At 69.6% G+C, this 12,492-nt stretch carries 14 protein-coding genes; 7 read left to right on the top strand and 7 right to left on the bottom strand.

What is annotated here, in order from left to right:
• Positions 1-39: 39 nt before the first annotated feature.
• Both OCQ_RS12535 and OCQ_RS12530 read right to left on the bottom strand, forming a co-directional pair.
• Positions 40-990: a M56 family metallopeptidase gene (locus OCQ_RS12535; protein WP_008256947.1), complete on the bottom strand. Its 951-nt coding sequence runs from the start codon at positions 988-990 to the stop codon at positions 40-42.
• 14 nt (positions 991-1,004) lie between these two features.
• On the bottom strand, positions 1,005-1,424 hold the full coding sequence (locus tag OCQ_RS12530) for a BlaI/MecI/CopY family transcriptional regulator (RefSeq protein WP_014384752.1): 420 nt from the start codon (positions 1,422-1,424) through the stop codon (positions 1,005-1,007).
• Positions 1,425-1,761: 337 nt separating this feature from the next.
• Here OCQ_RS12530 and OCQ_RS12525 point away from each other — a divergent pair, with 337 nt between their 5' ends.
• Positions 1,762-2,184: a PaaI family thioesterase gene (locus OCQ_RS12525; RefSeq protein WP_008256940.1), complete on the top strand. Its 423-nt coding sequence runs from the start codon at positions 1,762-1,764 to the stop codon at positions 2,182-2,184.
• Between the two features lie 50 nt (positions 2,185-2,234).
• Here the strand turns inward: OCQ_RS12525 and OCQ_RS12520 are convergent, their stop codons facing one another.
• The 3 genes from OCQ_RS12520 to OCQ_RS12510 all read right to left on the bottom strand — a co-directional run bounded on the left by OCQ_RS12520 (position 2,235) and on the right by OCQ_RS12510 (position 5,087).
• Positions 2,235-3,620, bottom strand: coding sequence for an NAD(P)/FAD-dependent oxidoreductase (locus tag OCQ_RS12520; protein WP_014384750.1), 1,386 nt, complete (start codon positions 3,618-3,620; stop codon positions 2,235-2,237).
• Between the two features lie 196 nt (positions 3,621-3,816).
• On the bottom strand, positions 3,817-4,197 hold the full coding sequence (locus OCQ_RS12515; protein ID WP_014384749.1) for a DUF4189 domain-containing protein: 381 nt from the start codon (positions 4,195-4,197) through the stop codon (positions 3,817-3,819).
• Positions 4,198-4,409: 212 nt separating this feature from the next.
• Positions 4,410-5,087, bottom strand: a complete 678-nt coding sequence (locus OCQ_RS12510; protein ID WP_008256934.1) for an SDR family oxidoreductase — start codon at positions 5,085-5,087, stop codon at positions 4,410-4,412.
• A 187-nt stretch (positions 5,088-5,274) separates the two neighbouring features.
• Between OCQ_RS12510 and modA the strand changes: the two genes are divergently transcribed.
• Positions 5,275-6,051 (top strand): molybdate ABC transporter substrate-binding protein, encoded by a 777-nt coding sequence (gene modA / locus OCQ_RS12505; RefSeq protein ID WP_014382617.1) that lies wholly within the window; start codon positions 5,275-5,277, stop codon positions 6,049-6,051.
• Positions 6,052-6,087: 36 nt separating this feature from the next.
• Here the strand turns inward: modA and OCQ_RS12500 are convergent, their stop codons facing one another.
• Positions 6,088-6,750 (bottom strand): DUF2510 domain-containing protein, encoded by a 663-nt coding sequence (locus OCQ_RS12500; protein ID WP_014382616.1) that lies wholly within the window; start codon positions 6,748-6,750, stop codon positions 6,088-6,090.
• Positions 6,751-6,979: 229 nt separating this feature from the next.
• On the opposite strand from OCQ_RS12500, the gene OCQ_RS12495 reads away from it, so the two are divergent.
• The 5 genes from OCQ_RS12495 to OCQ_RS12475 all read left to right on the top strand — a co-directional run bounded on the left by OCQ_RS12495 (position 6,980) and on the right by OCQ_RS12475 (position 11,680).
• The gene (locus OCQ_RS12495; RefSeq protein WP_179300665.1) at positions 6,980-7,777 is read left to right on the top strand and encodes an ABC transporter permease; all 798 of its coding nucleotides are present in this window, start codon (positions 6,980-6,982) and stop codon (positions 7,775-7,777) included.
• A gap of 9 nt (positions 7,778-7,786) precedes the next feature.
• Positions 7,787-8,890, top strand: a complete 1,104-nt coding sequence (locus OCQ_RS12490; protein ID WP_014380167.1) for a sulfate/molybdate ABC transporter ATP-binding protein — start codon at positions 7,787-7,789, stop codon at positions 8,888-8,890.
• A 141-nt stretch (positions 8,891-9,031) separates the two neighbouring features.
• Positions 9,032-10,174, top strand: a complete 1,143-nt coding sequence (locus OCQ_RS12485; protein WP_014384747.1) for an alanine and proline-rich secreted protein Apa — start codon at positions 9,032-9,034, stop codon at positions 10,172-10,174.
• 131 nt (positions 10,175-10,305) lie between these two features.
• Positions 10,306-10,605, top strand: a complete 300-nt coding sequence (locus tag OCQ_RS12480) for a GlsB/YeaQ/YmgE family stress response membrane protein (RefSeq protein ID WP_008256923.1) — start codon at positions 10,306-10,308, stop codon at positions 10,603-10,605.
• Between the two features lie 46 nt (positions 10,606-10,651).
• Positions 10,652-11,680, top strand: coding sequence for a zinc-binding alcohol dehydrogenase family protein (locus OCQ_RS12475; RefSeq protein WP_014384746.1), 1,029 nt, complete (start codon positions 10,652-10,654; stop codon positions 11,678-11,680).
• A 6-nt stretch (positions 11,681-11,686) separates the two neighbouring features.
• Here OCQ_RS12475 and OCQ_RS12470 read toward each other — a convergent pair whose 3' ends face one another.
• Complete coding sequence (locus OCQ_RS12470) at positions 11,687-12,445, bottom strand: CPBP family intramembrane glutamic endopeptidase (protein ID WP_036459070.1); 759 nt, start codon at positions 12,443-12,445, stop codon at positions 11,687-11,689.
• Positions 12,446-12,492 lie beyond the last annotated feature (47 nt).

The following is a 12,492-nucleotide window of genomic DNA, read 5'->3' as shown; positions in this document are numbered from 1 at the left end:
GCAGGAATGTGCGCCCCGGGTGATCGGCTCTGCGCGACGTCAGAGGTTGAACAGGCGTTCCAGCTCGGTGAGCCAGGGCACGGCGAGCGCGATGGTGGGCACCACGAACACCGCCGCCGCGGCGAGGTAGGCGGCCGCCGCCAGCGCGGCGCTGTTGCCGCGCCCCCCCAGCCGGCGCACGCGCAGCACCGTGCTGGGACCGCTCGCCGCCAGCGCGCCCGACGGCGCCCGCCCCGACGCGCAGGCGACCAGCGCCCGGGCCAGGGGAGCGCGGCCGGCGGCACGCACCGCGGCGTCGTCGGCGAGCAACTCGACCAACAGCTGGACGGCGCCCAACGCGTTGGCGCTGCGGACCAGCCGCGGGAAGGCCGCGTGCACCGCGGTGAACGCCTCCAGCACCAGGTCGTGCCGCGCCCGCAGGTGGGCGCGCTCGTGGGTGAGGATGGCCGCGACCTCGGCGTCGGCGAGCGTGCTCAGCGTGCCCTCGCTGACCACCACCCGGCTGCGCACGCCCGGTAGGCAGTAGGCGAGCGGTTGCGGGACATCCAGCACGCGCAGATCGCGGGTGCGGGTGCAGGACTGCGACAGCGCCGCGTCGTGGCCGACCCCGACCAGGTCGACAACCATCCGGTGGTGGGCCCGGCGCTTCCGATTGGCGATGGCCACCCGGGCGAGGGCGACCATCAATCGGGCGCCGACCAGCACGGTTAACGCGAAAACCCCGATGTATGCCGCCCACAGCGGCCACCCGAGCCGGTCGGCGGCGCCGACGATGCTGGTCGTGGGTCGCCCGTCGGGACCGGGCATGAGCAACCGGGTGGCGATCGCGATCCCGGCGCTGAACGCCGACAGGACCGCGGCCAGCGCGACGGCCTGCCACAACACCATGGCGGCTCTGGGGGCGCGCAGCGGCCACCGCGCGCGTGCCAACATGGCCGGCACGGGACCGGTCAGTAGCACCGCGAGAATGGTGAAAGCCAGCGCGGACACACTGTTAGTGTCTCTCAGCCCTCCGGGCCTGCGCCAGCAGATGGCGAGTTGTTGCGTTGATTGGCTTCCAGTTCGTCGAGCGCGCGTCGCAGCGCCTCGGCCTCGTCGGCGCCGACGCGCTCGACGAAGTGCACCAGCGCGGCCTGCCGGCCGCCGGAGTCCTCGGCTTGGGCCAGCGCGTCCACCATGAGGCCGGCGACGAGTTCGTCGCGGCCATGCACGGGGGCGTACCGGTGTGCCCGGTCGTCGCGGATCTGGGAGACCAGGTTCTTCTTGGCCAGCCGCTGCAGCACGGTCATGATCGTGGTGTAGGCGAGGTCGCGCTGCGCCGACAATGCCTCATGGACCTGGCGCACCGTCTGAGGCTCGGGCGCAGACCACAGATGGTCCATGACGGCCCGTTCCAGATCCCCCAGCCGTGTCAGTTTGGCCATAGTTCGTTCATCTCCTGAGCGTCGAAACCAGACTACTCCCGCTTACTACCGACCGTCGTACGGAAAGTTGACAAATCTCTGTGCCGGCCACCGCGCACGCCCCGTCGCGAACAAGTCGAACCATACCCCTTGCAAAGTTAGGGCAGCCTTGCCTATGCTACTCGAGTCGAGCGATAACGGACCGCGTGAGAGTCCTGAGGGCTGCAGTGACCCCCGGTCTTACTCGATCGGCGAGCCCCGTGCCCTGTGCACGGGGCTCAGCCGTTTTCGGGGGTGAATCCGGCGAGTTGTGCTGCCGCCAAAGCCGTCCCGCACGCGATGGTGTAGACACAGGGACGTGCCAGAGCCGCAGGAAACGATCATCCCGCCGCATTTCTCCGCGCCGTTCGACCGCGAGATCGGCTTGCAGTTCACCGAACTCAGCCCCGACGGCGCCCGCGCCCAACTCGAGGTGACGCCCAAGCTGTTGCAGCCGATGGGGCTGGTGCACGGCGGCGTCTACTGCTCGATGATCGAAAGCATGGCCAGCGTGGCGGCCTACACCTGGCTGGCCACCCGCGGTGGCGGAAATGTCGTGGGAGTCAACAACAACACCGACTTCCTGCGCTCGATCGGCTCCGGCATGGTGTACGGCAGGGTCGAACCGATCCACCGGGGCCGGAGCCAGCAGTTGTGGTTGGTCACCATCACCGACGACGACGACCGCGTGGTCGCCCGAGGCCAGGTGCGCCTGCAGAATCTCGAGCTTCGCGAGGGCTGAGCAGGGGACGCCCGGATGCGCCGAATCCCGCTGCCGGGCAACGGGTTTCGCTAGCTCGCACGCCTGGCGACGGGGCGCTTGGTCTCCGCCGCGAGCACCGCCAGCTGTTCGAGCCGGGTGCGGGCGAACGCCTGCTGTTCGGTGATGGTGAGCTGGCCCCGTCGCGTGCTCAGGAATGTCACCGTCCACGACAGCAGCGTGCTGATCTTGGTCTTGAACCCGACCAGGTAGACCAGGTGCAGCACCAGCCACGCGAACCAGGCGAACAGGCCGCTGAATTCGACCGGGCCGATCTTGGCCACCGCGGAAAACCGCGACACCGTGGCCATCGACCCCTTGTCGAAATACTGGAACGGTTCCCGCTCGGCCGGGTTGGCGCCGTCGAGCTCGGCCTTGATCGTGCTCGCCACGTACTTGGCGCCCTGGATGGCGCCCTGGGCGACTCCCGGCACGCCTTCGACTGCGGCCAGGTCGCCGATGACGAACACGTCGGGGTGGCCCGGGACGGACAGGTCGGGCAGCACCTTGACGCGCCCGGCCCGGTCGAGTTCGACCGTCGACTGGTCGGCGAGGTCGCGGCCCAGCGGGCTGGCCGAAACGCCGGCGGACCATACCTTGCAAGCGGATTCGATGCGCCGGACGGTGCCGTCGGAGTCCTTGACGGTGATGCCGTTGCGGTCGACGTCGGTGACCATGGCGCCCAGCTGAATCTCCACGCCCATCTTTTCCAGCCGGTCGGCGGCCCGCTGGCCCAGCTTGTCGCCGAAGGGCGGCAGCACCGCGGGGGCGGCGTCGAGCAGGATCACGCGCGCCTTGGTGGAGTCGATGTGGCGGAACGAGCCCTTGAGCGTGTAGGTCGCCAATTCGGCGATCTGCCCGGCCATTTCGACGCCGGTGGGTCCGGCCCCGATCACGGTGAAGGTCAACAGCTTGGCACGTCGCTCCGGATCACGAGACCGTTCGGCCTGTTCGAAGGCGCTCAGGATCCGCCCGCGGACCTCGAGCGCGTCGTCGATCGACTTCATGCCCGGGGCGAACTCGGCGAAATGATCGTTGCCGAAATACGACTGGCCCGCGCCCGCGGCGACAATCAAGCTGTCATAAGGGGTTTCGTAGGTGTGGCCGAGCAGATCCGACACCACGAACTTGCCCGCCAGGTCGATGTGGGTGACGTCGCCGAGCAACACCTGGACGTTGCGCTGCCGGCGCAGCACGACCCGGGTGGGCGGGGCGATGTCGCCTTCGGACACGATGCCCGTCGCCACCTGGTAGAGCAGCGGCTGGAAGAGGTGGTGCGTGGTGCGGGCGATCAGTTTGATGTCGACGTTGGCGTGCTTGAGTTTCTTGGCAGCGTTGAGCCCGCCGAAGCCCGACCCGATGATGACGACCTGGTGGCGACGCTCCGGTCCAGCTGCGTTACCTGGCTGGGGGCTCATGTTTCCGCTGCTCCTGACGAGGGCTTTTGGACGCGCGATTGCAACTAGCAACCACGCTAGTCAGGCGGATACCCCGCAACCTAACTCGCAACATGTGTAATCAACCACACCGTGCGCATCACGCCTGGTCGTCGACCGGCACTGTGGTGAAGTTATCAATCCCGCAGAGACAGCAGCGCCGCGCATCGCGTGGCCGTCACTGGGGGGCGCCTTCTCCCGCGCAGTGGTCGTGGCCGGCCTGGACCGTTCCGCCGGGTGCGCGCGCCAGCGCCGCCGCCTCGGCGTCCTCGCGCGTCGGACCCCAGCCCCCGAAATATCGGGATTTGGCCCCGTTCAAGGCGAGCGCCACGCAGCCGCCCTGGCCGCTGGCCAGCAGACGACAGTCGCTGATGCTCTTGCGGCACGTATCCATGGCCGCCTTTTCGGCTGCGCCCTGGCTGGCCGCGCCATCGGCGATGCTGATGTGCCCGGTGGAGTCCGATATCGCCATGGCGATCCAGTTGTCGTCGGCATGCGCGAGGGGGGCCGGGGCCAACGCCACGCCGACGGCAAGCGCGGCCCATGCTCGTTTATTCATGGCCTCCCCGGCTTTTCTTCTGCGCTGCGCGACCGTGGCGCAGGTAAACGCTATTCGGGAAGTATTACCGCGCCACGACGAATCCGCGAGCCGCGTAGGGCCTACAGCCCGACGAGCGGGCGCAGCGCCGCGCCGGCCTCCTCGACGACGCTGATCACCGTAGCGATCGGCCGGGCACGGGAAAAGGGTTTGCGACGGGCGCGGGTTACGCCTCAGGCGAACTGAGCCAGCGCGCCGTGGCTCACGTGCAACGTCTGACCGGTGATGTGGCGTGCCGCCGATGTGGTCAAGAACAGCGCCAGGCGGGCGACCTCGGCGGCCACCGGGGCGGGGGTGCGGGTGAGTCCGTCGTAGCCCGCCTGGGCGCTGCGCCCACTGGCGACGGCGTTGACGGTGATTCCACGGGTGCCGAAGACGCTCGCCTGCCCGGCGGTCCAATTCGCCAGCGTCGCTTTGATTGCGGCGTCGGCGCTGCCCGCCGGCGGGTTCTCGGGTACCACGCTGATGATCGACCCGCCCGAGCGCAGATGATCGCCCACGGTCTGCAGCGTCAGCACCGCCGAAAGCACCGTCGCGTCAAGCGCTTTGCGCCACGCGTTTGCGGTGTCGGCGATCGAGTAGGTGCGCGGGTCGCCGGCCTCCCAGGTGGGCGCCGGCACGTTGACGATGGTGTCCAGGTGGTGGGGGAACAGCGGGCGAGCCTCTTCGAGGCTGGCCGGGTCGGTGGTGTCGCAGACGATCGCCTCGACCTCGAGTTCCTTGGCGGCGATCTCCAGATCGCTCTTGCGCGCGCCCACGAGGGTCACTTTGTGGCCGTCATCGCGGAAGCCCTCGGCCACCGCGCGCCCCAGCTCTGTGTCTCCGCCGGTAACCAGTACCTCCACTGCCATGACCTCCTCTGCCTGGGACCTCAGCGCGTTATGGCGTCAATCCCCGTATATGTTACTGGACAGTAGCTAGCTGGCGAAATTTTTGCGGCCGCGACGCGCGGATCACTTGGGTAACTATTTGTGCGTCACTTTTTGCGGCGATTCGGCCGCCAGGGGGACCGCATCGTCGGCGGGCTAGGGTGCATCCATGCGTCGGATCGGGTTCCGGACCGGGTTGGTTTCGGCGATGTTGGTGGCGGGGCTGGTCGGGTGCGGGTCCACGCCGCCGCCGGCGCAGTCGCCGCAGGCGTCCGGGAAAGTGATGGTGTTCGCCGCCGCGTCGCTCAAGCCGGTGTTCACCCGGCTGGGCCAGCAGTTCACGGCCGAAAACCCGGGCAGCGGCGTCGAATTCGAGTTCGCCGGCTCCTCCGAGCTGGCCACCCAGTTGACGCAGGGCGCGACCGCCGACGTCTTCGCGTCGGCCGACACCGCGCAGATGGACACGGTCAGCAAGGCGGGCCTGCTCAGCGGCGCCCCGCGGACCTTCGCGTCGAACACGCTGGTCATCGTCACCGCGCCGGGCAACCCGAAGCAGATCGGATCCTTCGCCGATCTGGCCAAGCCCGGGCTGAACGTGGTGACCTGCCAACGTCCGGTGCCGTGCGGGTCGGCCACCCATCGCGTCGAAGACAGCACCGGGGTGCGGCTCAACCCGGTCAGCGAGGAACTCAGCGTGACGGACGCCCTCAACAAGGTCACCAGCGGCCAGGCCGACGCCGCGCTGGTCTACGTCACCGACGCCAAGACGGCCGGGAGCAGGGTCGCGACCGTGACCTTCCCCGAGGCCGCCGGCGCGGTGAACGTCTATCCCATCGCGGTGCTGAACAAGGCCGCGCATCCATCCCAGGCGCGGAAGTTCGTCGACCTGGTGACCTCCGCGGCCGGCCAGCAGATCCTGGCGCAGGCCGGCTTCGCCAGGCCCTGACCGTCGTCCTCACCGCAACTCGGCGAACGCCCTCGGTTAGGGCTGGAAGGCCGGAAGAATCGAGCCGGAATCGCGGATCTCCCAGATGCTGTTCTTGGTCACGCCGTCGAAGTTGATCTTGTTCAACGTCTCCCGCGAGTAGGTGAGGTCGATGGCGACCTGGGTCGAGGTGTTGCCGTACGGGTCGGTCATCGGGAACGTGCCTTGAACGTTCACGGCGGAAGCGTCGGGGTAGGTCGCTCGGGCGTACCTGAGAATGTCGATGGTGTCCAGCCGCGCACCGTCTTTGATCAGCAGCTCGGTGTAGTTGTCTCGAATGGCGAATCGGGCGTCGACGATTTCGCCGTCCGGGCTTTGCGTGGTCGTGAAGGTGACGCCGTCGGGCTTCTTGGGACCGGCCGGCGTCGACGGCGCCGCCTCGGTCGGTGTCGACGGCGCGGACGAGGGCAGTTGGCTGTCGTTTCGTTCGAAACCCCAGCTTTTGCCGACGATCACGAGGAGAACCAGCACGGTGAGTACAGACAGCGCCAGGGCCACCTTCCCGGAAAGGCCCTTCTTGGGCGGCTCCGTGGCGAAGGCCCATTCGCTGGTCCAATTGGTCCCGTCGAAATACCGTTGCAGCCCATGGCCTACCCCGGCGGGATCCGGGTACCAGCCCGGCGCCGATTTGGGCGGGGGCGGCGCCTGTTCAGATGGCATCCAAGCACCTTCGTCCTGACGGTGACCTTCCGGCTACCCGCGGCGATCGCCGCGCAAAACCATTCTCGCGCACCGGCTGACCACCAGTCATCGGGCCACCACTTACCGCCGGCGTCGGCGGGTCCCGCCCCCACTGCGGCGCGCCGAGCACGCCGTTCCGGTGTAATGCGAGGAGCGGGTGAGCGGGTTCCGCGGAGTTGTCGAGGTGGCCGTCGGCAGGAGGCTGGGTATTAGCGCGCACAGCACGGATCTGCCCCGCTGGGTGTACCTGCCCGCGGCCGTCGGGACCGCCTTCGTGGGGCTGCCATTGCTGGCCGTCGCGGTGAAGGTCGATTGGCCGCATTTCTGGTCGCTGATCACGAGCCCCTCGTCGCGCACCGCGCTGGCGCTCAGCCTTCGGACCGCGACCGCCAGCACGGTGTTGTGCGTGGCGCTGGGCGTGCCGATGGCGCTGGTGCTGGCGCGCAGCACGGCGCGGCTGGTGCGGTTGCTGAGGCCGTTGATCCTGCTGCCGCTGGTGCTGCCCCCGGTCGTCGGGGGCATCGCCTTGCTCTATGCGTTCGGGCGGCTCGGACTGCTCGGCCAGTACCTCGAGGCCGCGGGCATCAGCATCGCGTTCAGCACCACCGCCGTGGTGCTGGCGCAGACGTTCGTCTCGCTGCCGTTCCTGGTGATTTCCCTCGAGGGCGCGGCGCGTACCGCGGGGGCCGACTTCGAGGTGGTGGCCGCGACGCTCGGGGCGCGGCCCAGTGCGGTCTGGTGGCGCGTCACCTTGCCGCTGTTGGGGCCGGGAGTCGCGTCGGGCGCGGTGCTGGCGTTCGCCCGCTCGCTGGGAGAGTTCGGCGCCACCCTGACCTTCGCCGGCTCGCGGCAGGGGGTGACCCGCACGCTGCCGCTGGAGATCTATTTGCAGCGGGTGACTGACGCCGACGCGGCCGTGGCGTTGTCGCTCCTGCTGGTCGTGGTGGCGGCCCTGGTGGTGTTGGGGCTGGGCACACGCCGGCTGACCGGGGCGGACGCGAGGTAGGGCCGGGCCATGAGCGAATTGCAGCTGCGCGCGGTCGTCGCCGACCGCCAGGTGGATGTGGAGTTCTCGGTGTCCGCGGGGGAGGTGCTTGCGGTGCTCGGGCCCAACGGCGCGGGCAAATCGACTGTCCTGCATGTCATCGCGGGCCTCCTTCGACCCGACCACGGGACGGTGCGGCTGGGCGATCGGGTCTTGACCGACACCGCGGCCGGGATCGACGTCCCGACGCACGACCGCCGAGTGGGGCTGCTGCTGCAAGACGCATTGCTGTTCCCCCACATGACCGTTGCCGCCAACGTCGCTTTCGGACCGCACAGTCGTCGCGCGAGCCTGCGTCCGGCCCGCGCGACGCAGAAAGCGACGGCATCCCGCTGGCTGCGCGAGGTGGACGCCGAGCGGCTCGCCGACCGCAAACCGCGACAGCTCTCCGGCGGGCAGGCTCAGCGGGTCGCCATCGCAAGGGCGCTGGCGGCCGAACCCGACGTGTTGCTGCTCGATGAGCCCCTGGCCGGGCTCGACGTCGCCGCGGCCGCGGCGATCCGGGCGGTGCTGCGCGAGGTCGTCACCCGCAGCGGCTGCGCCGCGATCCTGGTCACCCACGACCTGCTCGACGTGTTCACGTTGGCCGATCGGGTGCTGGTGCTCGAGTCCGGCAAGGTCGCCGAAATCGGGCCGGTGCCCGACGTGCTCACCGCGCCGCGCAGCCATTTCGCGGCCCGCATCGCCGGTGTCAACCTGGTCAATGGGACGGTCGACCGCGACGGCTCGCTGGTCGCGGTCGGCGGCGACCGCTGGTACGCCGCCCCACCCGAGCGGGGCGAACTGGTCTCACCCGAGCAGCATGCGATCGCGGTGTTCGCGCCCACGGTGGTCGCCGTCTATCGCGACCGGCCGCACGGCAGCCCCCGCAACGCCGTGGAAGTCACCGTGGCGGAGATGGATGTCCGCGGGTCGGCGGTGCTGGTGCGCGGCGCCCAGCAACCCGATGGCGCCCCCGGCCTGGCCGCCGAGATCACCGCGGACGCCGCCGCGGAGTTGCGGCTGGCGCCGGGGGACCGGGTGTGGTTCTCCGTGAAAGCCCATGAGGTGACGCTGTATCCGGCCGCGCACTGAGCGCCGGCGGCGGAGTGCCCGGCGGCGTCCGCCGTCCGCAAGGCAGTCGGCAGGTTGCACATTGGCAACATCGACACAACTGCGCTGCAATAGTCCGCAAAGCTCCTTGCGTCACAGCCGTAACACGGTAGGTTCGTCGCCATGGAGCAGGTGGAACCGATTTCGACACGCCGCAAAGGACTGTGGACGACGCTGGCGATCACCACGATGAGTGGTGCCAGCGCACTCGCCATCGCGTTGCCGGCGACCTCGAGCGCCGATCCCGAAGTCCCGACCCCCGTCCCGCCGAGCCCGGCCGCTCCGGCGGCTCCGGCCGCTCCCGCAGCTCCCGCGGCTCCGGCGGCACCCGCCGCTCCGGCGGCTCCGGCCGCGCCGGCGGCTCCGGCGCCGAATGGGCAACCGGCACCGGGTGATCCCAACGCGGTCCCACCGGCCGTGGCCCCCAACGGGGCACCGCCACCGCCCGTCGACCCCAACGCGCCCCCACCACCGCCCGTCGACCCCAACGCGCCGCCACCACCGCCCGTCGACCCGAACGCGGGGCGGATCAACAACGCCGTGGGTGGATTCAGCTACGTCCTGCCCGCCGGCTGGGTCGAGTCGGACGCTTCCCACCTGGACTACGGTTCGGCGCTGCTGAGCAAGGTGACCGGCCCGCCGCCGATGCCCGACCAACCGCCGCAGGTTGCCAACGACACCCGCATCGTGATGGGTCGCCTCGACCAAAAGCTTTACGCCAGTGCGGAAGCCGACAACGCCAAGGCCGCGGTGCGGCTGGGTTCGGACATGGGTGAGTTCTTCATGCCCTATCCCGGAACGCGGATCAACCAGGAGAGCACCCCGCTCGCCGGCGCCAACGGCAGCACCGGGAGCGGGTCGTACTACGAAGTCAAATTCAGTGACGCCTCCAAGCCGAACGGCCAGATCTGGACGGGCGTGATCGGTTCGGCCAACGGCGGGAACGCGCAACGCTGGTTTGTGGTGTGGCTCGGAACCTCCAACGACCCGGTGGACCGGGGCGCGGCCAAGGCGCTCACCGAGTCGATCCAGGCCTGGACACCGCCGGCGGCTCCGGGAGCCCCGCCGGCTCCGGGTGCGCCCGCACCGGCGGTTCCTGGTGCGCCCGCGCCGGCACCGGCGGTTCCTGGGGCGCCCGCCCCGGCTCCCGCACCTGGGGCTCCCGCAGCGCCGGCGGCTCCGGGGGCACCGGTCCCGGGCCAGGCGCCGGCCGTGGAGGTCAGCCCCACTCCCGCGCCGGCACCGCAGCAAACTCGCTCGGCCTGATATAGGCCGACGGAAAACCGGTTGGTCAACCGTCTCCGATTCGGCACTCGTTTCGTGACCCAAACTGGGTATACCGAAGTGACGGCCCAGCAAAGCGCTGGGCTTTGCCAGCGAGTGCAAGGAGACCCGCAATGGACATCATGGCAGCTACGGAATTCCTCGCTCGATCAAGCACGCTCACCAGCGTCGGCTGGATCGGTTACATCATCATCGGTGGTATCGCCGGTGCGATCGCCAGCAAGATCATCCGCGGTAGCGGAGCCGGGATCCTGATGGACATCGTGATCGGCATTGTGGGCGCGCTGGTTGGCGGTTTCATCCTGAGCTTCTTCGTCGACACCGCCAGCGGCGGCTATTTCTTCACCTTCTTCACCGCCCTGCTCGGCTCGTTGCTCCTGCTCTGGATCGTCGGCATGGTCCGCAGGACCTAGCCGCCGAACCCGTTGCGGCCGTGGTGGTTAGCGGCATGATGGAGCGATGGCATCACCGGTGACCACCACGGCAATGCGCGCCTGGCGCGTTCGTCGACCCGGGCCGATGGATACCGGCCCGCTCGAGCAGGTCACCACCGAGGTGCCACGGCCGGGCCCGTCCGAACTGCTGGTGGCCGTGCGAGCGTGCGGGGTGTGCCGGACCGACCTGCACGTCACCGAAGGCGACCTTCCCGTCCACCGCGAGCGGGTCACGCCCGGGCACGAGGTGGTGGGGGAGGTCGTCGAACTAGGCGCCGAGGCCGGCGACGAGTTCCGGGTGGGGGACCGGGTGGGCATCGCCTGGCTGCGCCACACCTGTGGCGTGTGCAAGTACTGCCGCCGCGGCGACGAGAACCTCTGCCCGAAATCCCACTACACCGGCTGGGACGCCAACGGCGGCTACGCCGAATTCGCCACCGTCCCTGCCGCTTTCGCGCACCCCCTGCCCGGCGGGTACAGCGACAGCGAACTCGCCCCGTTGTTGTGCGCGGGCATCATCGGTTACCGCTCGCTGCTTCGCGCCGACCTGCCGCCCGGCGGACGGCTGGGCCTCTACGGCTTCGGCGGCAGCGCGCACATCACCGCGCAGGTCGCCCTCGCGCAGGGCGCCGAGGTGCACGTGATGACGCGCGGAGCCCGAGCCCGCGAGCTGGCGTTGGAACTCGGTGCCGCATCCGCACAAGGCGCGGCGGATCCGCCCCCGGCGCCACTGGACGCCGCGATCCTGTTCGCTCCCGTCGGTGATCTGGTGCTGCCCGCGCTGCAGGCGCTGGATCGCGGTGGCACGCTGGCGATCGCCGGGATCCACCTCTCGGATATCCCGGCGCTGAACTACCAGCGTCACCTGTTTCAGGAACGCCAGGTCCGGTCGGTCACCTCCAACACCCGGGCCGACGCGCGGGCCTTCCTCGATTTCGCGGGCGAGCACCACATCGAGGTGACCACGCCCGAATATCCTCTCGGACAAGCCGATCGGGCGTTGACGGATCTGAGCGCCGGGCGCATCGCGGGCGCGGCGGTGCTGCTGGTGTGACCGTTCTCAGGTGGACAGGTGCCACACGAACGCGGCGGCGAGCGCACCGAGCCCATTCAGGGACCAGTGCAACGCGATCGGCGCGATCAGGCTGCCGCTGCGCCGGCGCAGCCAGCTGAAGACGAACCCCGCCGCTCCCGTCGCCACCACGGCGCCGGCCACCCCCGCCACCATTCCCACGATCCCGCCGCCGAACAGCCGGGTGAACCCCACGTTGCTGCTGGTCAGTCCGAACGACGTGGCCACGTGCCACAGCCCGAACAGCAGCGAGCCCGCCAGCGCGACCCCGCGAAAACCCCACGCCCGATTGAGCGCGCCGTGCAGGACGCCCCGAAACGCCAGCTCCTCGGGGATGACGGTCTGCAGCGGGATGATGACCATCGAGGCGACCATCGCGCCCGAGATCGTGGCGTAGCGGTTGTTCAGGAACATCGGCCGGGTCGCCGGCAGCAGCACGCCGACCGCGATCACCGAGGCCACCACCGCCACGGCCGCCAGCGCGTAGCCCAGTCCCGGCTTCCAGTGCTCGCGCCCGAGGCCGAGGTCCGCCCAGCCCAAACCGCGGCACCGCATCAAGATGACCAGCCCGACGGCGGCGGCCGGGACGGTCGCGACGCTCGCCCATGGCGTGGTGAAATGCGCGATCAAATCCGTCAGGACGAGAACCACGACGACGACGGCGATGTCCAGGTGTATCCGGAACCGGTGCAGCGCCGAAGGCTGGGACGCCACAGGGTGAACGTCGACTGTGCCGGCCTCATGCATCCGGCCAGTCTACCGGCGGCCCACGGCGCGACGGGCCAATGCGATTG

The organism is Mycobacterium paraintracellulare (assembly GCF_000276825.1).
GTDB lineage: Bacteria > Actinomycetota > Actinomycetes > Mycobacteriales > Mycobacteriaceae > Mycobacterium > Mycobacterium intracellulare.
The sequence above is the reverse complement of the archived record's forward strand: the minus strand, read 5'-3'. Positions and strand labels throughout refer to the sequence as shown.